This is a genomic window from Dokdonia sp. LLG6352-1 (assembly GCF_045055815.1).
Classification (GTDB): Bacteria; Bacteroidota; Bacteroidia; order Flavobacteriales; family Flavobacteriaceae; genus Dokdonia; species Dokdonia donghaensis.
On record NZ_CP159329.1, the window covers coordinates 1,904,362 to 1,927,889 of the forward strand.

The 23,528-nt window shown below is 37.8% G+C and carries 28 protein-coding genes; 14 read left to right on the top strand and 14 right to left on the bottom strand.

Going from position 1 to position 23,528, the window contains the following annotated elements:
• Position 1: 1 nt before the first annotated feature.
• The 3 genes from coaE (at position 2) to ABVM49_RS08565 (ending at position 2,967) form a co-directional block, all read left to right on the top strand.
• Entirely contained in the window at positions 2 to 601 is a 600-nt protein-coding gene (gene coaE / locus ABVM49_RS08555) for a dephospho-CoA kinase (RefSeq protein ID WP_405201508.1), read from the top strand.
• 70 nt (positions 602 to 671) lie between these two features.
• Positions 672 to 2,255 (top strand): sensor histidine kinase, encoded by a 1,584-nt coding sequence (locus tag ABVM49_RS08560; RefSeq protein WP_405201509.1) that lies wholly within the window; start codon positions 672 to 674, stop codon positions 2,253 to 2,255.
• Between the two features lies 1 nt (position 2,256).
• Positions 2,257 to 2,967: a response regulator transcription factor gene (locus ABVM49_RS08565; protein ID WP_021778425.1), complete on the top strand. Its 711-nt coding sequence runs from the start codon at positions 2,257 to 2,259 to the stop codon at positions 2,965 to 2,967.
• Between the two features lie 48 nt (positions 2,968 to 3,015).
• Here the strand turns inward: ABVM49_RS08565 and miaA are convergent, their stop codons facing one another.
• The 7 genes from miaA to ABVM49_RS08600 are packed head-to-tail and all read right to left on the bottom strand — an operon-like array spanning position 3,016 to position 10,062.
• Positions 3,016 to 3,969 carry a tRNA (adenosine(37)-N6)-dimethylallyltransferase MiaA gene (gene miaA / locus ABVM49_RS08570; RefSeq protein WP_405203667.1) on the bottom strand — a complete coding sequence of 318 codons (954 nt, stop codon included), beginning with the start codon at positions 3,967 to 3,969 and terminating at the stop codon, positions 3,016 to 3,018.
• Positions 3,920 to 4,780, bottom strand: coding sequence for an ion transporter (locus ABVM49_RS08575; protein WP_375251940.1), 861 nt, complete (start codon positions 4,778 to 4,780; stop codon positions 3,920 to 3,922). Before ABVM49_RS08575 ends, miaA begins: the two co-directional genes overlap by 50 nt.
• Before the next feature lie 39 nt (positions 4,781 to 4,819).
• Positions 4,820 to 6,199, bottom strand: a complete 1,380-nt coding sequence (locus ABVM49_RS08580) for an exonuclease domain-containing protein (protein ID WP_405203668.1) — start codon at positions 6,197 to 6,199, stop codon at positions 4,820 to 4,822.
• A 59-nt stretch (positions 6,200 to 6,258) separates the two neighbouring features.
• Positions 6,259 to 6,906, bottom strand: coding sequence for a YggS family pyridoxal phosphate-dependent enzyme (locus ABVM49_RS08585; RefSeq protein WP_405201510.1), 648 nt, complete (start codon positions 6,904 to 6,906; stop codon positions 6,259 to 6,261).
• On the bottom strand, positions 6,906 to 8,126 hold the full coding sequence (locus ABVM49_RS08590; protein WP_405201511.1) for a DUF1015 domain-containing protein: 1,221 nt from the start codon (positions 8,124 to 8,126) through the stop codon (positions 6,906 to 6,908). The genes ABVM49_RS08585 and ABVM49_RS08590 overlap by 1 nt, the downstream gene beginning before the upstream one ends.
• A gap of 29 nt (positions 8,127 to 8,155) precedes the next feature.
• The gene (locus ABVM49_RS08595; protein ID WP_405201512.1) at positions 8,156 to 9,043 is read right to left on the bottom strand and encodes a 3-hydroxyacyl-CoA dehydrogenase family protein; all 888 of its coding nucleotides are present in this window, start codon (positions 9,041 to 9,043) and stop codon (positions 8,156 to 8,158) included.
• Positions 9,044 to 9,102: 59 nt separating this feature from the next.
• The gene (locus tag ABVM49_RS08600; protein WP_405201513.1) at positions 9,103 to 10,062 is read right to left on the bottom strand and encodes a Gfo/Idh/MocA family protein; all 960 of its coding nucleotides are present in this window, start codon (positions 10,060 to 10,062) and stop codon (positions 9,103 to 9,105) included.
• 181 nt (positions 10,063 to 10,243) lie between these two features.
• Between ABVM49_RS08600 and ABVM49_RS08605 the strand changes: the two genes are divergently transcribed.
• The 4 genes from ABVM49_RS08605 (at position 10,244) to ABVM49_RS08620 (ending at position 14,126) form a co-directional block, all read left to right on the top strand.
• Positions 10,244 to 10,885 (top strand): protein-L-isoaspartate(D-aspartate) O-methyltransferase, encoded by a 642-nt coding sequence (locus tag ABVM49_RS08605; protein ID WP_405201514.1) that lies wholly within the window; start codon positions 10,244 to 10,246, stop codon positions 10,883 to 10,885.
• 58 nt (positions 10,886 to 10,943) lie between these two features.
• Entirely contained in the window at positions 10,944 to 11,561 is a 618-nt protein-coding gene (gene recR, locus ABVM49_RS08610; RefSeq protein WP_405201515.1) for a recombination mediator RecR, read from the top strand.
• Between the two features lie 35 nt (positions 11,562 to 11,596).
• A complete protein-coding gene (locus tag ABVM49_RS08615; RefSeq protein ID WP_405201516.1) occupies positions 11,597 to 12,727 on the top strand; it encodes a glycosyltransferase family 2 protein in 1,131 nt (376 codons plus the stop codon).
• A gap of 79 nt (positions 12,728 to 12,806) precedes the next feature.
• Positions 12,807 to 14,126 (top strand): dihydrolipoamide acetyltransferase family protein, encoded by a 1,320-nt coding sequence (locus ABVM49_RS08620; protein ID WP_405201517.1) that lies wholly within the window; start codon positions 12,807 to 12,809, stop codon positions 14,124 to 14,126.
• A gap of 74 nt (positions 14,127 to 14,200) precedes the next feature.
• On the opposite strand, the gene ABVM49_RS08625 is transcribed toward ABVM49_RS08620, so the two are convergent.
• Together ABVM49_RS08625 and ABVM49_RS08630 are read right to left on the bottom strand one after the other, a co-directional pair.
• Complete coding sequence (locus ABVM49_RS08625; RefSeq protein WP_405201519.1) at positions 14,201 to 14,854, bottom strand: hypothetical protein; 654 nt, start codon at positions 14,852 to 14,854, stop codon at positions 14,201 to 14,203.
• Positions 14,847 to 15,317 carry a hypothetical protein gene (locus ABVM49_RS08630; protein WP_405201521.1) on the bottom strand — a complete coding sequence of 157 codons (471 nt, stop codon included), beginning with the start codon at positions 15,315 to 15,317 and terminating at the stop codon, positions 14,847 to 14,849. The genes ABVM49_RS08625 and ABVM49_RS08630 overlap by 8 nt, the downstream gene beginning before the upstream one ends.
• A 98-nt stretch (positions 15,318 to 15,415) precedes the next feature.
• Between ABVM49_RS08630 and ABVM49_RS08635 the strand changes: the two genes are divergently transcribed.
• From ABVM49_RS08635 to ABVM49_RS08665, 7 genes are all read left to right on the top strand, one after another.
• Positions 15,416 to 16,189: an exonuclease domain-containing protein gene (locus ABVM49_RS08635; RefSeq protein ID WP_405201522.1), complete on the top strand. Its 774-nt coding sequence runs from the start codon at positions 15,416 to 15,418 to the stop codon at positions 16,187 to 16,189.
• 3 nt (positions 16,190 to 16,192) lie between these two features.
• Positions 16,193 to 16,807 carry a fumarylacetoacetate hydrolase family protein gene (locus ABVM49_RS08640; protein WP_405201523.1) on the top strand — a complete coding sequence of 205 codons (615 nt, stop codon included), beginning with the start codon at positions 16,193 to 16,195 and terminating at the stop codon, positions 16,805 to 16,807.
• A 1-nt stretch (position 16,808) separates the two neighbouring features.
• Positions 16,809 to 17,144, top strand: coding sequence for an Hpt domain-containing protein (locus ABVM49_RS08645; protein ID WP_021778441.1), 336 nt, complete (start codon positions 16,809 to 16,811; stop codon positions 17,142 to 17,144).
• Positions 17,145 to 18,395, top strand: a complete 1,251-nt coding sequence (locus ABVM49_RS08650; protein WP_405201524.1) for a competence/damage-inducible protein A — start codon at positions 17,145 to 17,147, stop codon at positions 18,393 to 18,395.
• Positions 18,396 to 18,586: 191 nt separating this feature from the next.
• On the top strand, positions 18,587 to 18,826 hold the full coding sequence (gene rpmB, locus ABVM49_RS08655) for a 50S ribosomal protein L28 (RefSeq protein ID WP_021778443.1): 240 nt from the start codon (positions 18,587 to 18,589) through the stop codon (positions 18,824 to 18,826).
• 19 nt (positions 18,827 to 18,845) lie between these two features.
• Positions 18,846 to 19,028: a 50S ribosomal protein L33 gene (rpmG, locus tag ABVM49_RS08660; protein ID WP_013749890.1), complete on the top strand. Its 183-nt coding sequence runs from the start codon at positions 18,846 to 18,848 to the stop codon at positions 19,026 to 19,028.
• Positions 19,029 to 19,031: 3 nt separating this feature from the next.
• A complete protein-coding gene (locus ABVM49_RS08665) occupies positions 19,032 to 19,184 on the top strand; it encodes a DUF4295 domain-containing protein (RefSeq protein WP_021778444.1) in 153 nt (50 codons plus the stop codon).
• A 177-nt stretch (positions 19,185 to 19,361) separates the two neighbouring features.
• On the opposite strand, the gene ABVM49_RS08670 is transcribed toward ABVM49_RS08665, so the two are convergent.
• The 5 genes from ABVM49_RS08670 to folE all read right to left on the bottom strand — a co-directional run bounded on the left by ABVM49_RS08670 (position 19,362) and on the right by folE (position 23,418).
• Positions 19,362 to 19,859: a DUF192 domain-containing protein gene (locus tag ABVM49_RS08670; RefSeq protein ID WP_375251951.1), complete on the bottom strand. Its 498-nt coding sequence runs from the start codon at positions 19,857 to 19,859 to the stop codon at positions 19,362 to 19,364.
• Entirely contained in the window at positions 19,846 to 20,784 is a 939-nt protein-coding gene (lgt, locus tag ABVM49_RS08675) for a prolipoprotein diacylglyceryl transferase (RefSeq protein ID WP_405201525.1), read from the bottom strand. Before lgt ends, ABVM49_RS08670 begins: the two co-directional genes overlap by 14 nt.
• Before the next feature lie 96 nt (positions 20,785 to 20,880).
• Complete coding sequence (gene yidD / locus ABVM49_RS08680; RefSeq protein ID WP_021778447.1) at positions 20,881 to 21,135, bottom strand: membrane protein insertion efficiency factor YidD; 255 nt, start codon at positions 21,133 to 21,135, stop codon at positions 20,881 to 20,883.
• Positions 21,135 to 22,619, bottom strand: coding sequence for a cysteine--tRNA ligase (gene cysS, locus ABVM49_RS08685; protein ID WP_405201526.1), 1,485 nt, complete (start codon positions 22,617 to 22,619; stop codon positions 21,135 to 21,137). The genes yidD and cysS overlap by 1 nt, the downstream gene beginning before the upstream one ends.
• A gap of 115 nt (positions 22,620 to 22,734) precedes the next feature.
• Positions 22,735 to 23,418 carry a GTP cyclohydrolase I FolE gene (gene folE, locus ABVM49_RS08690; RefSeq protein WP_405201527.1) on the bottom strand — a complete coding sequence of 228 codons (684 nt, stop codon included), beginning with the start codon at positions 23,416 to 23,418 and terminating at the stop codon, positions 22,735 to 22,737.
• Positions 23,419 to 23,528: the final 110 nt, after the last annotated feature.

The following is a 23,528-nucleotide window of genomic DNA, read 5'->3' on the forward strand; positions in this document are numbered from 1 at the left end:
TATGATAGTAGTAGGTATTACAGGCGGCATAGGAAGCGGTAAAACGACGATTGCAGGTTTTTTTAAAGAATTAGGAATACCTGTTTATATTTCAGATGATGAGGCAAAACTCCTTATGAACACAAGCAAGGAATTGCAAAGGGAGATCATTAACCTTTTTGGAGAAGAAGCATATAGGGAAGGTTTACTTAATAGGCCTTATATAGCGAGTAAGGTGTTTAATTCAAAAAAAATGTTGTCTAGTCTTAATGCAATTGTACACCCTGCGGTTAGAAATCATTTTCAAGACTGGGTTGCAGCTCAAAATGCACCATACGTTATGCAAGAAGCTGCAATTTTATTTGAAAACGGGGGATATAATTTATGTGACTTTACCATACTCGTAACGGCTCCTTTAAAAGAGCGTATCGCTCGTACTATAAAAAGAGACGGTACGACCGAAAATGAGGTAATTAAGAGAATGAAAGCGCAATGGTCTGATGATCGTAAGGCTGCAATGGCAGATGTTGTCGTAGAAAATATAAAACTCGAAGAAGCAAAAAACGCTGTATCACGCATTCACACTCATATTATGGTGCGTCTAGATAAGGGTTGGGCATAGCATAACTACCGCTTGTTAACATTTGGTTAAACCGAAACCGCCTGAAATGTTAAAATCTTATTTTTGGGTAGTGAATAAAAAACTATTTTACTTATTAATTGTGCTTATGAGCTTGTCGCTCATAGGTATCATATTTGTACAAGGCTATTGGATTTCTAGTAGTGTAGATGCTAAGCGTGAGCAATTTAGCTTTAACGCTAGGCAAGCACTATCTGCTGTGGTAGATAGAATAGAAAACCGAGAACTAGAGGATTACTATTATCCGGTACAGAAAATGGTAGATAGTATTGGGCTTCCAGACGAGTTGTCTTTTGAAGAATACTTTTACATTAATGAAGATCTCGTAAATAATGAGATTACTTTATATAGCAGCGGCATTTTACAGGAAGATTTTAAAATCACAGCGCCAGGAGTTACAGGAGAAGAAGGTGATAGTATAGAGTTTAAAAGATATGCAAACAGAAGATCTACTCAAATTATAAAAAGGGGCAGTGTAGACGGTAATGAAAGTTCAACATCAAATAGAATACAAGAATTTTCTAGATTGCTCGATTACGAGAAATACCAATTTTCTGGAATTGTAAGCGATATAGCAAATAGAATTCCTATACATAATCGTGTTACAGAGGAGGAAATAAGTAAACTTCTTACCATAGAGCTTGTAGAGCGTAATCTAGAAACAGATTTTGAATTTGGAGTATATAGTAATGATCTATTAACAAGAGTACGATCTAAAGATTTTAAGTTTAGAAAGTCTGCACCGGGATATAGCGAGCCTATATTTCTATACGATAAAGACGTAAGTGATTACTCATTATATGTTCAGTTTCCTGGTGAGAAGAAGTTTGTTATCTCTTCTATATTAGGAATGGCAGGGTTGTCTATAATTTTTACACTTATAATAGTGATCGCCTACTCAAGTGCATTACATCAGCTCAATAAGCAACGACAGATATCACAGATTAAGACAGATTTTATAAATAATATGACCCACGAGTTTAAAACACCTATCGCTACTATAAACCTAGCGCTAGATGCTTTAAAAAATTCAAAAATTTCAAGCAGTCCAGAAAAAGTAGCATACTATCAAGGTCTTATAAGAGAAGAAAATAAACGTATGCACGGACAAGTAGAAAATGTACTGCGCATATCTAAACTAGAGAAAAACGAATTAGACATTAATAAAGAGCGTCTCGATATGCACGAGCTTGTAGAAGATGCAAGTAACCATATATTGCTGCTAGTAGAAGATCGAGGAGGTTATATTAATCTTCACCTTGACGCAGAGCGCACACCAGTGCTAGCAAATGAGTCACATTTTACAAATGTGTTAGTCAATATAATGGATAATGCTGTAAAGTATACACCAGAAGATAGAGCGCCAGAAATAGATGTTTATACAGAAAACACAAAAGACTCCATTGTCATAAAGATAAAAGACAAAGGTGATGGAATGTCTAAAACTGTGCAGAAAAAAGTATTTGATAAATTTTATCGTGAGCACACGGGAGATATACATAACGTAAAAGGCCACGGCTTAGGGCTTGCATATGCAAAACGAATAGTAGATGATCACCAAGGTGAAATCTCTGTCGAAAGCGAAAAAGGAATGGGGAGCACATTCATAATCAAATTACCACTAATATCATTATAATATGGAAACTGAAAACAAAAAGATTTTACTAGTAGAGGATGATCCAAACTTTGGAACTGTTCTTAAGGATTACCTTATGATGAATGACTATGATGTCACTCACGCAAAGAATGGAATGGAAGGTTTTGAAAAATTCAAAAAAGATGATTACGATCTATGTATCTTAGACGTGATGATGCCTTACAAAGATGGATTTACACTGGCAAAAGAGATAAGAGAGAAGAACGAAGAAATTCCTATTATCTTCTTAACGGCAAAAGCGCTTAAAGAAGATGTTCTTAAAGGGTATAAAGTAGGAGCAGATGATTACCTTAATAAACCTTTTGATAGTGAGGTCTTACTTATGAAAATTAAGGCAATCATACAGCGCAAAGCTGTAGACTCTGTTGCAGACTCTAAGCAGTTTGAGTTTAACATAGGGAACTTCCACCTTAACTCTAAGTTGCGTTTCTTAACATATAAAGAAGAAGAGCCTATAAAATTATCTCCTAAGGAGAATGAGTTATTACGTATGCTTGCCCTACACGAGAATGACCTTATGCCGCGTGAGCTAGCACTTACAAAGATCTGGAGAGATGATAACTACTTTACTTCACGTAGTATGGATGTATACATCGCAAAACTACGTAAGTACTTAAAGAAAGATGACGTTGTTGAGATTCTTAATATACACGGAGAAGGTTTCCGTCTAGTGGTTAAGAAAGACGAGTAAGCATTTAATATCTAAAAGATATTAGTGAATTTATAAAACGTACCACTTTTATGAGTGGTGCGTTTTCTTGTTTAAAAATGAAGCGATTTCTTCAAAAGGAGTTTCAAAATCAAACCAGTGTATACTCGTATCTTTTCGGTACCAGGTCATTTGTCTTTTGGCAAATCTTCGGGTGTTTGTTTTTATATTTTCTATGGCGCGCTCTAGGGTCACCTTACCTTCAAAATATTCAAAAAGCTCTCTGTAACCCACAGTGATAAGTGCATTATTTTGCTTTCGCGAAAGCAAACTTTCTACCTCCTCAACGAGTCCATTTTCAACCATAATATCTGCACGTCTATTAATGCGATCGTACATAATCTCACGGTCTGCCTTAAGGCCTATTTTAATGGTTTGAAAATCACGGGTAGGTCTAGGTTTATCTCTAAAAGATGAAAATGCCTCCCCAGATGATAGGCAGACCTCAAGTGCTCTAATCACTCGTTGTGTATTATCTATGTCTACTTGAGAATAATAGATGGGATCTTTTTCTTTAAGAAGTTTTTGTAGAGCTATTTTTCCGTCTGTTGCTAGTAAAGTTTTAAGATCTTCTCTCACGCCAGGTTTTACCTCTGGAAATTCATCAAGACCATTTATGACAGCGTCTACATACATTCCGGAACCACCTACCATAACGAGTTTATTGTGCGTTTTGTGCAAGGTTGTAATCTTTTGTATCGCATCTTTTTCAAAATGGCCTACACTGTACGGTTCATCTACAGATAAGTGTTGTATAAAGTGATGGGGCGCCGCTGCAAGTTCTTCTGGCTCTGGTACAGCTGTACCTATGTACATTTCCTTAAAAAATTGCCTGCTATCTGCAGAGAGAATCTCTGTATTAAAATGCTGAGCAACCTTTATAGATAGAGCCGTTTTACCTATAGCGGTAGGGCCTACAATGGCAATAAGATACTTAGAAGTCACGATCAAGAGAGTTACCGCATTTATGACAAAACTCTGCATCATCACGATGCTTCTTTGCATTACAATTTTGGCAGCACTGTGTATTCATATGTACATAGTCTTCACCATCTATTGTAACTTTAGAAGGTTCCATATCCTTTGCATACTCTGCGCTTACGATTCCTGTTGGTACAGCGATAATCCCATAACCTAAAATCATAATAAGGGCAGCTATAAATTGCCCAAGAGGTGTCACAGGTGCAATATCTCCAAAACCTACCGTAGTAAGGGTAACTATACACCAATATACACTTACAGGTATACTTGTAAAGCCACTTTCTTCTCCTTCTACCATATACATAATTGTACCAGCTATGATACAAAGTATAAGCACAGCAAATAAAAATATACTAATCTTTGCTCTAGAGTCTTTAAGAGCTCTAGATAATTTATTAGACTCACCTACATATCTTGTAATCTTTAAAATTCTGAAGACCCTAAGCAAGCGCAGTGCTCTTACGGTTAATAGCGCATTTGAGCCTATAAAGAAAAAAGCTAGATATTGCGGTATAGTAGAGAAGAAGTCTATAAGACCGTAGAAGCTAAAAATATAAGTGCTAGGTTTTTTGATAGTAACTATTCTAGCAAAATATTCTAGTGTGAAGAATATCGTGATAATCCATTCTCCTATCTCAAAATAATCGTGAAATCTTGCGTCAATGCTTTTTACACTCTCAAGCATTACCAGAGCAATACTTGCAAGTATAAGTATGAGTAATACTACGTCAAATAACTTTCCGGCAGGCGTATCTGCCTCATAAATAATATCGTGAAGTTTTCTACGCCAGGGTGATGTACTGTCTTTTGTCACTGTTTGTTGTGCCTATTATGTGATAAATGTACTACTTATCTATGAGTTTGAAATATGCTCTAGGGCAATCACCTTTAATCGCTTGCGACTTCTAGCATACGTTTGTATAATATGCTTTGCATCTCTATTATCAGACATAGGCTCTATAATAGTGTTTAAATAGTCAAGATTGCTTATATCATTGTTGCGATCATAAAAACCTATTCCTTTAAATTTTCCATTTTCTATTAATACAAAAGAGCGCTCATTAGACTTACGACCACGATCTGTGATAATCATACTCTTGTTTTTATAGCTATGCTTATCTATAAATTGTTGTACTCGCTTGTTATATGAAGCTGGATCTTCTTTTTCTACACAGGCACCATTACACTTTTCAATCCCATAATTAAAACAACTACCAGATTTTGAGTTAAACTGTGTTTTATTCATACACAGGTTGTAGGCAGCAATAATACGTTCCAGACTACTCTTTGCACTCATTGTATTGCTATAGGTAGTAATAGACTCCTTACGTCCATCTGCACGTTCTGTCTTAAGATGTATGTAACCTTGCTGGTCTGTAAAGTGTGTAAGTTGTACCTTAAATTTTGTGCGTCTTAGGGCTCTATTATACTTAGGTTTATAGTATTTTATAGCATCGTTCTCTTTAAGTAATGCTAGAAGTTCACTTCCCGTTTGTATAAAAGTGACACTCTCAACTTCGTCTTGTATTTTTTTACTTTTGCGGTTGTCGTTTGTAAAATGCTGGGTAAGCCGCTTCTTCATATTTTTACTTTTCCCAATGTAAATAATGGTCTCATTTACATTATGCATAAAGTACACTCCAGTCTCAGAAGGAACAGATTTTATAAGCTCCTTGAGCTTAGTATCCATATGCTTTTTAGGAAAAGAGCGCGTCGCTTTTTTAAAAACTATTTGCTCTGGATCTTTTGATAGTAGTAGTTCAAAGAGTTTTACAGTAGCAATCGCGTCGCCATCTGCACGGTGACGATTAGACATTGAAATACCTAATGCCTTTGTGAGTTTTCCTAAGCTGTAACTGTCGTGCCCCGGTAAGAGCTCTTGTGATAGCTCAACGGTACAGAGTGTTGTTCTATCAAAGTGATATCCTAACCTATCAAATTCTAGACTAAGTATGCGGTAGTCAAATTGTGCATTGTGAGCAACAATGGTACAACCCTCGGTGATTTCTATTATGCGCTTTGCAACTTCGTGAAATTTTGGCGCATTGCGTAACATTTCATTATTTATACCCGTAAGACCTACTACAAAAGCTTGTATAGGTCGCTCTGGGTTTACAAGGGTGACAAACTCATCAACAACTGTCTGCCCGTCAAATTTATAAATAGCTATCTCCGTAATACCTTCTTCGTTGTATTTTCCACCGGTGGTTTCTATGTCTAGTATTGCGTAAATAAGTCTATTGTTTTGCTCGTAAAACGAGTACTATAATTAAATTGTTGTGTGTATAATGGCTATCTAGCGCCAAAAATACTACTCCCCACACGTATCATTGTGCTGCCGTTATCTATGGCTAGTTTATAATCACCACTCATACCTGATGATAAAATGGTGAGATTTGCGCTTTCGCGAAAGCGTAAAAATAATCCTTCAAGCAGTTCAAATTCTGCCTGTACCTGCCGTTGATCATCTGTAAAGGTTGCCATACCCATAAGGCCTACTACGTTTACATTAGGATAGTTGTCAAGCTCTTTGGATTGAAAAAGCGAGATAACATCATCTACCGCCATACCAAATTTTGAATCTTCTCGCGCAATTTTTACCTGTATAAGTACATCTATCACACGATCATTTGCAAGGGCTTGTTTATTAATTTCTTTGAGGAGCTTTATACGGTCTACCGCGTGCACAAGACTTACAAAGGGGGCCATAAACTTGACCTTATTAGTCTGTACGTGACCTATCATATGCCATTGTATATCTTTTGGCATTTCTTCCCACTTTTCGGTCATTTCTTGGATTTTATTTTCTCCAAAAATGCGTTGTCCAGTCTCATAGGCTTCCATAAGATCTGCTACGGGTTTTGTTTTTGAAACCGCTACAAGTGTTACGTGTGGTGGGATGCTTTCGCGAAAGCGTAATATATTATCTGCTATACTCATTAAAATTCGTAAATCGTGACGCCGCTGCGTAGTTTAGGTTCAATATACGTACTTTTTGGTGGCATTTTAAGCCCTGCGTCTGCAATTTCTTTTAAGTCTTCTATGGTGATAGGAAGCATTCCAAAACTCACAACAAACTCCTTACTGTCTACACGGTCTGTAAGACTCGCAATATCACGTCTCCCGTCTATATATTCTATACGCTTGTCATTGCGTAAATCTGTTATGCCTAAAATAGGTTTTAACACAGTCTCATATAATATTTGAGTATCTAGTCGCTCAAGGGGTGTGTCAAAAGTTCTAAGTTTATGACGTAAATACAGACTGTAGTACTCACCATCTAGATACATACTAAAGTGGTATTTCTTAGATGGTCTATAGGGTAGTTTTCCTCTGTTTTGAATTCTAAAATGGCTGTCTAATGCTATAAGGAAAGCTTCTTTAGTAAGACCGTTAAGGTCTTTTATAAGTCTATTAAACTCATAAATAAGCAACTCAGACTCTGGAATTAAAAAGCTCATAAAGTGATGGTATGTCTCTTGATGCTCTGGATGTCCCTCTGAGAGTAGTGCAGAGGAGGAGGAGCGATGATGCCCATCTGCAATATAAAGATCACCTAGTTGCTCAAAGGCTTCTTGAAGTGCTGTTATAGTTGAGTTATCTGTAACAGGCCACAAGTAATGTGTGTCCCGGTATGTGGTTGTAAACTCATACTCTGCACGTGTACTCATTACATCTTGCAATATTGCTTTTATGCTAGAGTCATCTTGATAGGTGAGTAATACAGCCTCTGCATTAAACCCTACCGTCTCAAGATAGTCTTTAAAGAGTAGTTCACGATCTTGCAGGGTGTCTTCGTGCTTTTTTATGACATCATTTTTATAGTCTTCTACAGAGGCACTTGCCACAATACCGTGAAAGGTGTTCTGGTCTCTATCTACAATCTTATATATGTAAAAAGCAGGTTTATTTTCTTTTATAAAAATGCCATCTTCTTTAAACTCTTGATATCTATTACGTACAAGCTCAAATCGCTGTTTACCTGTAATCTCTTTGTGGAATTTATATCCAGGATTTATAATGTGCAAAAAAGAAAACGGATTACGTGCCATACGATGATCTCGCCCCTCTTGATCATAAAATTGATATGCACGTGTGGCTACTAGACCTACTTTGTCTCTTGTAGGTCGCACAGCGCAGAAGGGGGAGATTTTTGCCATAATATGATGCGTATCTTAGTTGTGTAGTATTATGAAAACATTGCGGCTACCTTATCTGCCTTGCGTGATTTTTTATAATCATAAAAACCTTCGCCAGACTTAACTCCATACTTTCCTGCACGTACCATATTTACTAGTAATGGGCACGGTGCGTACTTAGGGTTTTTAAAACCTTCATACATTACTTCAAGTATAGATAGACATACGTCAAGACCTATAAAATCTGCTAGTTGTAATGGTCCCATAGGGTGCGCCATACCTAGCTTCATCACGGTGTCTATTTCATAAACGCCAGCTACACCATTATATAAAGTCTCAATAGCCTCATTAATCATAGGCATAAGGATGCGGTTTGCTACAAAACCTGGATAGTCATTTACCTCTACAGGTACCTTGCCTAGCTTTTCAGAAAGCTCCATAATAGTTTGCGTAGTTGCATCACTAGTAGAGTATCCTCTTATGATTTCAACAAGCTTCATAATAGGCACAGGGTTCATAAAATGCATCCCTATAACGAGTTCAGGTCTTTTTGTGACTGCCGCAATCTGTGTGATTGAGATAGAAGAGGTATTTGTGGCAAGGATACAGTCATCACCAGTAGCTTCATCTAGTGATTCAAAAATTCTGAGTTTAAGATCTACGTTTTCTGTAGCAGCCTCTACTACAAGTCCAGCATATTCTACACCTTCTTCTAGGTTAGTAAAAGTGGTGATATTATCTAGCGTTTGTTGCTTTTCTATGGCAGTGATACGCTCTTTTGCAACCATTCTATCTAGGTTTTTTGAGATGGTGTTCATCCCTCTATCTAGTGATTCTTGTGAGATGTCTACAAGCTGTACTTTGTAACCGCTTTGAGCAAAAGTGTGAGCAATACCATTACCCATTGTTCCTGCTCCTATAACTGCTATGTTTTTCATAATTGTGATGCTTAGTGTCTTTCCCCAGTGGGAAAGGGTGTGTGTTTGAATATGTGTGTTTAAAAATCTGCGATAATCATTTTGGCTACGCGCAGTGCCTCTGTACCTGCCTCAAGTGAGACGATAGGAGTGGTGTTGTTTTTTATTGCTTTCGCGAAAGCGTCTAGCTCATCAAGTATTGCATTATTGCTAGGTACCTCTGGATTGTCAAAATATATTTGCTTTTTGAGCCCCTCTGCATTTTGAAGAATCATCGCAAAATCATCTGGATTTTCTGGTGCATCCTTCATTTTTACAACTTCTACTTTTTTCTCTAAAAAGTCTACAGAGATGTAGGCGTCTTTTTGAAAGAAACGAGCCTTGCGCATATTTTTCATAGAGATGCGGCTAGAAGTGAGGTTTGCCACACAGCCGTTTTCAAACTCGATGCGTGCGTTTGCAATATCTGGTGTTTCAGATATAACAGAGACACCGCTAGCGTTTACACTTTTTACAGGGCTTTGTACAACGCTTAATATTGCATCTATGTCGTGTATCATAAGGTCTAACACAACAGGCACATCTGTACCTCTAGGGTTAAATTCTGCAAGTCTATGCGCTTCTATAAACATAGGGCTCTTTATACCTTCATTTACCGCCATAAATGCTGGGTTAAAACGCTCTACTTGACCTACCTGTCCTAGCACATTATGCTCCATTGCCAGGGCGAGTAATTGCTCTGCTTCTTCTACCGTACTTGTGATAGGTTTTTCTATAAAGAGATGTTTACCAGCTTTAATTACTTTTTCGGCACTTGTGAAGTGATATGTTGTTGGCGTTACAACATCTACCATATCACAGGCGTCTATAAGTGCTTCTTCGCTATCAAATGCTACGTAGCCAAACTCTGTTGATATGGCGTCACGTACCTCTTTTGAGGTGTCATAAAAGCCTACCAGTTCATAGTTTTCTGATAGTTTAAGAAGTTTTAAGTGTATTTTTCCTAAGTGGCCTGCACCTAGAACGCCAGCTTTGAGCATAGTATATTGTTTTTTACAAAAATAAGGTTTTTAGTTGCTTTTATGATGTCCTGATTTTAGGGTGTGAAGATTTTAAGTAAGCAGCTGGTAGCATTGATTTTGAAAATAAAATTGGGTGCTCTTGATAAATCATTTATGATTGAGAGTGAGTTTTATTGTAAAAAAACTATTTTAGTAACCGATGAAAGACACTACTCGCCACCAAGGAAAACGCCGCCAACTCGTACAAATATTAAAAGATAAGGGCATTACAAATAGTCTAGTACTTAAGGCTATAGGTAAAATACCACGTCACTTTTTTATGGATAGCAGTTTTGAGCATCACGCTTACCAAGATAAAGCGTTTCCTATTGCGGCAGATCAAACCATCTCTCAGCCTTATACGGTAGCTTTTCAGAGTGAGTTGCTAGAGATAGAAAAAGGACACAATGTACTAGAAATAGGTACGGGTAGCGGGTACCAAACAGCGGTATTGTGTGAGCTTGGTGCAAAAGTATATTCTATAGAGCGCCAGCAGGAGTTATATAAAAAGACAAAATTATTTCTCACAAAGCTGGGATACAGACCTCGTTATCTAAGTTTTGGAGATGGCTATAAAGGATTACCAGAATATGCACCTTTTGATAGCATTATTGTAACTGCCGGAGCACCATTTGTACCTAAACCATTACTGGCACAACTCAAGATAGGAGGAAAGCTTGTGATACCCGTAGGCGACGACCCGCAAATAATGCATCGCTATATAAGAACCTCTGCAACCTCTTTTGAAAAGAAAGAGTATGGAGAGTTTAGATTTGTGCCATTACTAGAGGATAAAAATTAAAGGACGGCTATTGTCCCGAGCCTACTACTTATTTTCTAAAGAAGTATCTTTGTAACCTATGGAATTCTCTTCAAAACTTCTTGAAAACGCAGTCTATGAGATGTCTCAACTCCCGGGAGTTGGTAAGCGCACAGCCTTGCGACTTGTGCTGCATTTATTAAGGCAGCCAGAGAGCCAGACGCACCATCTTACTGAGGCACTTAACACGATGCGAGACACCATCAAGTTTTGTAAAAAATGCCATAATATATCTGATGTAGAGTTATGCGAGATTTGTGCTAACCCTAATAGGGATGCATCATTAGTTTGTGTGGTAGAAGATGTAAGAGACGTGATGGCTATTGAAAATACAAGCCAGTATCGTGGTTTGTACCACGTGCTGGGCGGAAAGATTAGTCCGCTGGATGGTGTAGGTCCACAAGATCTTAATATTTACTCCCTCATAGACAAGGCAAAAAGCGGAGAGGTAAAGGAGGTGATATTTGCATTGAGCTCCACGATGGAAGGGGATACTACAAACTTTTATATTTACAGACAACTGGAAGCTTATGACATTAAGGCCTCTACTATTGCCCGTGGTATTTCTGTAGGTGATGAACTTGAGTATGCAGATGAGGTTACCCTAGGAAGAAGTATCTTACATCGCATACCTTTCGAAAATTCCTTAAAGAGTTAGAAAGTTTATAGAATACTCACTTTAAAAAATCCTGCTTGCAATTATCTATTGTCATTGTAAACTATAATGTAAAAGACTATCTACATCTCTGTTTAGATAGTGTTACTGCTAGCATACAAAATCTAGATGCAGAGATTATAGTCGTAGATAATGCATCTATTGATGGTAGTGCGGCAATGGTAAGAGACCTGTTTCCTCAAGTTATTCTTATTGCAAATAAAGATAATGTAGGGTTTTCTAAAGCAAATAATCAAGGTGTAGCTGTAGCTCAAGGCGAGTATGTCTGTATTCTCAATCCAGATACGGTAGTGGGTGAAAACACGTTTAATGATGTATACGCTTTCGCGAAAGCGCAACAAAAGTTAGGCATCATAGGAGTAAAACTGGTGGACGGAACCGGTAGATTTTTACCAGAAAGTAAAAGAAACGTCCCTACACTTAAAGTATCGCTCAATAAGATGATAGGTGATGCTAGACATTATTATGCTTCACACCTTAAAAATACTCAAACTGGAAAAGTATCTGTACTTGTAGGTGCTTTTATGTTTATGCCTCGCACAGTTTATACAGAGGTAGGCGGTTTTGACGAGCGTTATTTTATGTATGGTGAAGATATAGACCTCTCGTATACCGTATTGCAAGCGGGTTATGTAAATTATTACCTTGGGGATACTGCTATTATACACTTTAAGGGAGAAAGTACTGTAAAAGATAAACGTTATAGAAAGCGTTTTTATGGAGCAATGCAGTTGTTCTACGATAAGCATTTGTATAAAAATGTATTACAACAAACCCTAGTACGTCTAGGTTTAGGCGTTGCAAAAGCCAAGTCTTGGATTACTCATTTTAAAAACCAGACGGTCATAAAAGATCATCAAAAAATTAAAGAGTATATACTGCTGTCTAATAATGATGACCTGAAGAGAAAATTGTCACAAAGTGTCAATAAGACGGTAGTGACCCAAAACAAGCTATCTGCAACAAAGAAGGGGCAAGAAATACTCTTTGATGCCCAGCATACGGGCTATGAGAAAATAATTAAGGAAATTATAACACACGCCAGTAGTGGTGTTTCTTATAAACTAATACCTAAAAAGAGTACTTTTGCGATAGGCAGTAATAGTAGTGAAGGAAGAGGAGAGGTAATCACGTTTCAAATAGAATAGTGATTAATTCTCACCATAAAACTGAATAAATTACTATTTTTGTAAAAATAACAATTGAAAACAGCTACATTTTACGAATATGGCAAGATTTGAATTAAAGCTACCAAAAATGGGAGAGAGTGTTGCAGAAGCAACGCTTACATCGTGGTTAAAAGAAGTAGGAGATGTCATAGAGGCAGACGAGCCTGTACTTGAGATCGCAACAGATAAGGTAGATAGTGAAGTGCCTAGTGAAGTAGACGGAGTGCTAGTCGAAAAACTTTTTGATGTAGATGCTGTGATAGAAGTGGGACAAACCATAGCTATTATAGAAACAGATGGTGAAGGTGGTGATGCAGCAACTACAGAGACTACTGTACAAGAGGTTGTAGAAGAAGCTCCTGCCGAGGCAGCGGCCGTTGCTCAAACGGTAACAGCAGCCCAAGATGCGGTAGCAGCACCAGTAAGTTCAGGAGATAGATTTTACTCGCCGCTTGTGCGTAATATGGCAAAGCAAGAAGGAATCTCTCAGTCTGAACTTGATGCAATACAAGGATCTGGTAAGGATGGTCGTGTGACTAAGGATGATATGGTGTCATACCTTGCAAAGCGCGGTACTCAAAAAGCCGCTCCAGCAGCACAAGCTGTTAAGCCGCAGCCAGCACAAAAAAGCGCACCAGCCAAAAAAGCCGCTCCAGTAAGTGTAAATGGTGAAGATGAAGTGATAGAGATGACTCGTATGGGTAAACTCATATCGCACCATATGGTAGCATCTGTGCAGACCAGTGCTCACGTACAATCATTTATTGAGGCAGACGTAACTAATATCTGGAACTGGCGTAAGAAGAATAAAGATGCATTTGCAAAGAAGGAAGGTGAGAACCTTACATTTACTCCTATATTTATGGAGGCAGTGGCAAAAGCAATACGTGATTACCCACTCATAAACATTGCAGTAGATGGTGATCGTATTATAAAACGTAAAAATATAAACCTAGGTATGGCGGCAGCTTTACCAGATGGTAACCTTATTGTACCGGTTATAAAGAATGCAGACCAGCTTAACCTTGTAGGAATGGCAAAATCTGTAAATGATCTTGCTGGTAGAGCTCGTGATGGTAAGTTAAAACCAGACGATACAGCCGGAGGGACATATACTGTGACTAACGTAGGTACCTTTGGATCTATAATGGGAACACCTATTATAAATCAGCCACAAGTTGCTATACTTGCTCTTGGAGCTATACGCAAAGTACCTGCAGTGATAGAAACGCCAGATGGGGACTTTATAGGTATACGTATGAAGATGTTCTTATCTCACTCTTATGATCACCGCGTGGTAAATGGGGCGCTAGGAGGTCAGTTTGTAAAGAGAGTAGCAGAGTACTTAGAAAACTTTGATGTAAATAGAGAGATATAATAGTCTCTTATCTCAATAATTAAAAAAAGCGCAACCTCAGGTTGCGCTTTTTTTATAAGATCACTTGTCGTTTTCTATTCTAAGGTGCTCCAGTCATAACTATTTATAAAAGCATCTATATCTTCTATATCATAGCTCTTTTTACCTTTGTGCATAATAACGGGTAAACCTACTTTACCACCATTGTGGCCATCACTTTTAAGATGTTGAAACATAAAATCTGCTACTTTTTTATGTTTTGATACAACGAGAGTTCGGTATTTAAGGTGGTTGTCATTTAGGTAATTAATAAGCACTTCACATTTGTCACAGTTATCTTTTGTAAAGACCGTAAACTCACTTGCTATAATAGGGAGTATGTTTACATAAGCTTCGTCGTCTTCTCCATTGCGCTTGCTTATAGATTGTAGCTTATTGTTGTAGTTAAATATCTTGGTATAGGTAGGTGTGGCACCTCTTAGCGGTATTAGCGTGATCATAAGTACCTTTTCATTAGGCGGTATTTTTTTTATAACCGGTCTATCTGCACTACGTCTAAAGCCTTCGCCCTGTACAATGAGAAAAGCTTCTTGTTCTTGATCTGTATTATTTTGGGCATAAAGAAGCCATCGCTTAGGCTGCTTTTCTTCTATGAGCTCTACATCTGGGGTGGAGGTGTTTTGCGCTTTCGCGAAAAATACCATACTCACAGTAAGTAAGACGGTGTATATAAGTTTTAATCTATTCATTGGTTTTGTGAAGTTTTAAGCTATTGGTTACTGCATAGTCAGATTTGAAAAACTGAATGTAGGTAGGTTGAGGTTTTGGTGAGTTATTGCGTGGTGATTTTTTAAAAAATCGCGCCTTTGAACCGTTTAGATTTATGGTGTACTTATCATCTATATCTTGTGGTGAGCTTGTAAATGACACTATTTTACCTTTAAGAGTCCATTGCCCTCTTGCATACCAATGCTCTTCTGGCTGTCCTTTTAATTGTCTTGAGTTGTGGTATTCAAAAGTTCCATCTGGCGATAGTATAAGTTGCCATTGCACAGGTAGGCTAGTCACTTCGGGGTTTGTGATGAGCGCTTTTCTGTAGTCATTTGTGTAGGTCCCTATTACATCTTTGGTAGTAAAGGCCGAGGTTTGGGCAAAGGAAACTTTCGCGAAAGCGAAAAAAATAACAACGAGACTTAAGTATTTTATATTCATAACAGAATGAAATCAAATCTTATACCAAGATAACATTTCTGAAATTTTTAATAGTTAGAGGTTTAAATATTGTAATTATAAACAAGTATTTTTGTGAAATGCAATTAAATATAACAAGACCCATTTGTTTTTTTGACCTTGAGACCACAGGTGTTAATGTCGCAAAAGATAGGATTGTAGAGATATCTATCCTTAAAGTTTTTCCAGATGGAAGAGAGGAGGAGTTTACAGAGCGTATAAATCCTACGGTGCCTATTCCAGCAGTAACGACTGCAGTACACGGTATAAGTGATGCAGATGTGGCAGACAAGCCTACCTTTGCAGAGCGAGCAAAGGAGATTTATGATATTATAAAAGACTCAGATCTTGCTGGTTTTAATTCAAACAGATTTGATATACCGCTTCTTGTTGAGGAGCTACTGCGATCAGGCATAGACTTTGATATGAAAAATCGCAACGCGATAGACGTGCAAAACATTTTTCATAAAATGGAGCAGCGCACACTAGTTGCAGCATACAAGTTTTATTGTGATAAGGATCTGACTAATGCACACAGCGCATCTGCAGATACCTGGGCAACCTATGAGGTTTTAAAATCTCAGCTAGATAGATATGATGAGCTGGAGAACGATATGAAATTTTTAGGCGATTTTAGTACGCGTAAAAGAAATGCAGATTTTGCTGGTTTTATAGGGTATGATAAGGATCATGTAGAGATTTTTACATTTGGAAAACACAAGGGTAAGAAGGTAGAAGAAGTGCTAGAGAAAGAGCCAGGATATTTTGGGTGGATTCAAAATGCAGACTTTCCATTATATACCAAGAAGGTGCTTACAGCAATAAAACTACGTAAGCTTAATACTAAAGGATAATTTATGAAACTTATTTGTATAGGTCGCAATTATGCAAAGCATATAGAAGAGTTAGATAATGAAAGACCAGAGCATCCGGTTGTTTTTTTGAAGCCAGATTCTTCTATATTATTAAGTAAACACCCCTTTGTGATCCCACCATTTTCTAATGATGTGCATCACGAAGTTGAGGTGCTTGTTAAGATTAAAAAGATAGGAAAGCATATAGATGAGAAGTTTGCTGCTACCTATTATGATGAGATAGGTCTCGGTATAGATTTTACCGCTAGAGATCTACAAGCGCAGCTTAAGGAAAAAGGGTTGCCTTGGGAAAAAGCAAAGGGATTTGATGGTGCGGCGGTTATAGGGACCAAATGGTTGCCAGTATCAGACTTTGAGAGTGTAGATGATATCTCATTTAGACTAGAGTCTAATGGAGAGGTTGTGCAGCAGGGTTCTACAAAGGAGATGCTCTGGAAAATTGATGCTTTAATAAGCTATGTCTCTCAATATTTTACACTTAAGATAGGAGATATTATATTTACAGGTACGCCAGCTGGCGTTGCACGCGTAGAAGAAAACGATAAGTTAAAAGGATTTATAGGAGATACAGAGATGTTCTCAATAAACGTAAAATAATATGTCAAGACATTACAATCTAGAAAAAGTAAGAGAGATCGCCGGTGGTGATGAAGATTTTGTAGCAGTCATTGTTTCAACTTTCTTACAAGAAATACCGCCAGATCTTGAGTCTATGCAAAATGCTATTGAGAATGTAAACCATAAAATGGCATATCAGTTTGCGCATAAGATGAAACCTAATTTAGATATGTTTGGTATAGATCTTTTAGACCAAATTAAGGCAATGGAGAAGTGGAGTGATACAAATAAGCCTACATCTGCCATACAGACTAAGCTAGATGATATCACAAATACCCTTACTACAGTAATTGCAGAGCTACAAGAAGACTTCTAGATGAAAGCAGAAATAATTACAATAGGCGATGAGATACTCATAGGCCAGATTGTAGATACTAATAGTGCATACATATCTTCTGTTCTTAATAAAATAGGGGTTTCTGTATATCAGATTACGTCTATACAAGATGATAAGGCACATCTTTTAGAAGCTTTTGCGGCAGCACAAAGTCGTACAGACCTTGTTATAATCACAGGGGGACTAGGTCCTACAAAAGATGATATTACAAAGCATACGCTTTGTGAATACTTCAGCGATGAGCTACTACTTGATCAGAGTGTGCTTGATCACGTGACATACTTGTTTAAGGAGTATGTAAAAAAACCGATGCTTGAAGCAAATAAGACACAAGCACTAGTACCTAGTAAGGCACAAATCCTTGTAAATAAATTTGGTACAGCACCTGGTATGTGGATTGAAGATAAAGACACCGTCTTTATCTCAATGCCAGGAGTCCCTTATGAAATGAAGGGGCTTATGGAAAACGAAGTACTACCAAGACTTCAAGAGCAGTTTAAGTTACCCTACATACTTCATAAAACCTTCTTGACCTATGGAATGGGAGAGAGTGCTATCGCAGAGCGTATAGAAGCTTTTGAAAATGAGCTGCCCGCTACTATAAAGCTAGCCTACTTACCTTCACTAGGTAGAGTGCGCTTACGTCTGTCTACATCTGGACCAGAACAAGATGTGCTTGAAAAAGAAATGGCTATCCAGACCCAAAAGCTTTTGCCACTAATAGACGATATTTTTGTAGGGTTTGAAAGTGATGGAGAGCTAGAAGAAGTTGTTGCAAAACTGCTTGTAGATCATAATAAAACATTAGCCATTGCAGAGAGCTGTACTGGAGGTCAAATGGTAGAGCGTTTTACAAAGCACGGTGGCGCATCTCAATATCTTAAAGGAAGCCTAGTGACCTATGCTACACAGTCTAAAATTGATATACTAGGCGTAGACCCTGCAGTTATAAACAAGCATTCTGTAGTAAGTGCAGAGGTTGCGTCACAAATGGCGGTAAACGCAAAGCGTCTCTATAAATCAGACATAGGTATATCTACCACTGGTAATGCTGGACCTTCTAAGGGTGATAGTGATGCAGAGGTAGGTACAGTATACATAGGTATCGCCACAGATAAAGGAGTTACTGCACATCACTTTATGATGGGTAATCACCGCAAGAGAGTAATAGGTAAGAGTGTTAATAAAGCACTTGAGCTATTAAGAGATGTGATACGTAAGGAGGGGTAAAATGTTTTTTGGTGCGCTTTCGCGAAAGCGTGATAAAAACCCTTCTATTATATAAATTAGAGGGCTCTGTTGTAGAAAATAAGAGCCATAAAATAAATTAACAGGAAAAAACTAGAAATAAGTTTTGTAGTGACCTATAAAATTACGTATTTTTGCACCCTGTTTTGAAATAACTATTTAAAGTTTTAGGAATGTCTAGAGTTTGTGAGCTTACAGGTAAAAAAGCAATGGTAGGAAACAATGTTTCCCACGCGATGAATAAGACGAAGCGTAAATTTAACGTGAATCTTATGAAAAAACGTTTTTACCTTCCAGCAGAGGATAAGTGGATCACTTTGAAAGTGTCTGCATCTGCATTAAAAAATATCAATAAGAAAGGAATCGACGCGGTTGTTAAAGAGGCTCGCGCAAACGGATTCTTAACTAAATAATCCCATAAAGTAAACCGAGATGGCAAAGAAAGGGAATAGAGTACAAGTAATCTTAGAGTGCACAGAGCACAAAGCGACTGGTCAACCAGGAACGTCAAGATACATCACGACAAAAAATAAAAAGAACACACCTGACCGTATGGAGTTGAAGAAATTCAACAACGTACTTAAGAAGATGACTGTTCATAAAGAAATCAAATAAGTTATGGCAAAGAAATCAGTTGCATCGTTACAGACAGGATCAAAGCGTTTAACTAAAGCGATCAAAATGGTAAAATCTCCAAAAACTGGAGCTTACACTTTTGTTGAGTCAGTAATGTCTCCAGATCAAGTAAGCGATTTCTTAGCTAAGAAATAAGCTTTACTTTAAGATAGTTCAAAACCCGTTTCATTTATTGAGACGGGTTTTTTGTGCTTTATCAACATAAGCGAGCACAAAAAGTAAATCCTCCTATCAAAAGTTTGATAGGAGGATTTGTTATGTGGTTTATTTTAAACTAGCACTTTATTGTAACTACGGGGTATTAAAATCGTATTAGTTAGTAAATTTCCACTCTACATAGTCGCCTACTTCTATAACCCATTCTTCAGACAGACCTCCATTTATTTTTAATACGAGTTGTGCTGGTACTTGTGAGGGTAAAAATGTACTATCATCTAGAGGGGTTGTATTCTCTGCAAAGCTCACGATTCTATTATCTCCGTTTATAAATATAATATCTAGCGGGTAGCGTATGTCTTTCATAAAGTACCCACGTAAATCTTCTTCAGGATACAAGAATAACATACCTTGATGGGCTTTTAAAAGGCCTCTATTTTTGAGATCTGTTTCTTGCTCAAAGGCAGTATCTGCTACTTCTACATCTATTGTTCTTATAAGTTTTCCAGAAGCTTTGTATAGTGATAATTCTCCCTCTTTATTAAATGCAGGAGTCTCCATAGTTATTACTTTATCAGAGCCACTAGTATTATTACAACTACTTAATGTTAATAAGGCTGCGAGTGATAGCGTAAAGGGTTTAATTAGTTTCATTAATAGGTTTTTTAGTAAAAGCAGTAATAACAAAGTAGATACCTATTAATATAAAAGGTATGCTAAGTACTTGACCGGTATTAAGATTTAAGATCCAGTCTTCTCTACCTTCTACTTGTTCTCTCTTGAAGTTTTCGACCACAAGGCGCACTGTCATAAGAAGAAGTAGAAATAATCCAAACAAGAATCCAGGTTTTTTACGCGCTTCGGTTTTCCAGTATAGAAGGTATAATATGATAAATACAAATACATAGCCAAATGCTTCCATAAGTTGCCCCGGGTATCGGTAAGGAATACTACTTATTATTTCGGCAAATTGTGGATCTTCTGTAAGGGCTTGATATGCCTTTTTTGGGTTTTGTATGTTTGTAAGGCTTACAGCACGTCGCTCAGAAATCTCATCTTGTACAAACTGTATTCCTAGTGGACCATCTGTAATTTTACCCACCATTTCTGAGTTTAAAAAGTTACCTATGCGCACAAAAATAGCTCCAGATGCGCAGGTAATAACTACGCGGTCTAAAATCCATAGCACAGATTTATGTAAGATTTTTTTATTGTATAAATAAAGGCCAAATATAGTCGCGATGGCAGCACCGTGACTGGCAAGGCCTCTAAAACCTGTAAACTCAAACTCTGGCACAAACCTAAACGGAAGTATTACAGATAGCGGGTCTCCCCATAAAAGTTCTGTTTGATAAAAAAATACGTGACCTAACCGCGCTCCAAGAAGTATAGAAACAACTGCGTAGATAAAAAGACTATCTAATTTTTCTATAGCAACCTCCTCACGTATGAACATCTTTTTCATTAGGTAAAAACCTAGTGAGAATGCCACTACAAACATCAAACTGTAAAAATGAATGGTGATAAAACCTAAATCTAATCCAGATACTGGGTTCCAAGTAAATTTGAGTGCAAACATATTTTCTATTTTGATCTTTCTAGCACCATACTTATGACGCTGTGTTTATAGTTATGGACAGCAAGTTAAAACCTTAATGGCAGATAGTAAAAAGCTTTAGTCATTATTTAAGGGTTCTTTTTCTGGCACGGGATCATAACCTTGGCCACCCCAAGGATGGCAAGATAAAATACGTTTTAATGCCAGCTTTCCACCTGTTAAAAGTCCGTGCCTTTGTAAAGCTGTCTTGGTGTAATGAGAGCAAGTGGGTGAGTAGCGGCAGGTGCTTGGTGTCCACGAGGAGATAAATTTTTGGTAAAACCAGATGATTCCTAAAAAGGGAGCAATTGCTATTTTCTTTGCAGAAGCCATTAATTTACGGTAAAGGTAGTACCCTCACGACCATCTTTCAATTGAATTCCTAGCTCTATAAGTTCATCTCGTATTTTGTCGCTTAGTGCAAAATCTTTGTTTTCGCGTGCTTCTTTACGAAGTTTTATAAGTAGCTCTACGGTGCCACTTAATTTTGAGTCGTCCGCTTTCGCGAAAGCGTTATGGTCTTCAAGTCCAAGTACGTCAAAAACGAAAGCATTAATCGTCTCGAGTAATAACTTAAGATCACTTACAGTGATGGTTGCTTTTCCGTCTTTAATAAGGTGTATTTGCTTTACTGCATCAAAAAGATGTGCAATGAGTATCGGAGTGTTAAAATCGTCATTCATCGCGGCGTAGCAAGACGCCTTCCAGTCGTTTACATTAAAGCTACTTTCTTTAGATGTGTCTAGATTTTTTGCAATTTTGAGCGCTTCCATTAGTCTGTTAAAACCTTTTTCACTCGCTAGTAATGCATCGTTTGAGAAATCCATAATGCTGCGGTAGCTACTCTGTAAGATAAAAAACCTCGCAACGCTAGGGGCAAATCCTTTTGTTAAGTGGGGACTGTCTCCAGTAAAAATCTCACCTGGATTGATACTGTTACCAGTACTCTTTGCCATTTTCTGACCGTTAAGGGTGAGCATATTTGCGTGTAGCCAGTACTTTACAGGCTCTGTACCTATTGCAGCTTCGTTTTGAGCAATCTCACACTCGTGATGAGGGAACTTAAGATCCATACCACCACCGTGTATATCAAACTGTTCTCCTAGATATTTTGTACTCATTGCAGTACACTCTAGGTGCCACCCTGGGAAGCCATCACCCCACGGGCTAGGCCAGCGCATTATGTGCTCAGGTTGGGCTTTTTTCCAAAGTGCAAAATCTTGAGGATTATTCTTCTCATCTTGCGCACTAAGGGCACGAGTGTTTGTAATCATATCTTCTAGCTTGCGGCCAGAAAGTTTACCATACTCGTGGTCTTCATTAAATTTTATTACATCAAAGTATACTGAGCCATTTTTCTCATAAGCATACCCGTTGTCTATAATCTTTTTGATTATTTCTATTTGCTCTATGATGTGACCTGTAGCTGTAGGTTCTATACTAGGAGGTAAGAAATTAAATTTATTGAGAATGTCGTGAAAGTCTAGCGTGTACTTCTGTACAACTTCCATAGGCTCAATTTGCTCTAGTCTTGCTTTTTTTGCAATCTTATCCTCTCCTTGATCTGCATCATCTGTGAGGTGACCAGCATCTGTAATATTACGCACATAGCGCACTTTATAACCTAAGTGTTTGAGATACCTAAATATCATATCAAAACTCATAAAGGTGCGCACATTACCTAAGTGTACATTACTATATACCGTAGGACCGCACACATACATACCTACATAACCCTCGAGTAGAGGTGTGAAGATTTCTTTCTTTCCAGAAAGCGAGTTGTAAACTGTGAGTTCTTGATCTTGGTATAAAGGCATTTTATGTGCTATTTATGTGTGTAACGAAGGTAAATATCTTAATTGTAAAACTCAAAAAGCGGTCACTAAAAAGAAACCGCTTTTTTATAGGTATGTATAAGCAAGCTTTAGCTTCTTAAAAATCTGTGTCTAGCTTGATGTAGTCTAAAAATTCTCTACGTGTAGCTTCTTCTTTAAACTTCCCGCCAAACTCGCTAGTTACCGTGCTACTTTCTATATCACGTATACCACGGCTGTTTACACAAAGGTGTTTTGCGTCTATAACGCAGGCTACATCTTCTGTGCCCATAGCACGTTGTAATTCTTGCACGATTTGCATAGTGAGTCGCTCTTGTACTTGAGGGCGCTTTGCATAGTAGTCTACAATGCGGTTCATTTTACTAAGCCCTACTACGGTTCCGTTTGAGATGTATGCTACGTGTGCACGACCTACTATAGGTAGTAAGTGATGCTCACAAGTAGAGTATACTGTGATGTTTTTTTCAACTAGCATCTCTCCGTATTTGTAATTATTATCAAATACTGAAACATTAGGCTTATTATCAGGATGTAAACCAGAAAATATCTCGTTTACAAACATCTTTGCCACACGTTTTGGTGTTCCTTTAAGGCTGTCGTCTGTCATATCTAGCCCTAGGGTTTCCATAATGTGAGCGACGTCCTTCTGGATGCTTGCAAGTTTATCTGCATTGCTCATTTCAAAAGCATCTGCACGCAATGGGGTAACCGCACTGGTCCCTATGTGATCATCACCTATTGCTTCAATCTGTTCTAATTGTCTTTCTAATTCTGTTTTCATAGTATGCGGTACTCCTTTTAATGGGGTCTTTTACGCTTTCGCGAAAGCGTAATCAACACATTATATTTACCTCAGTCGTTAAGACTTTTAAAGGCTTGCAAAGGTACGCA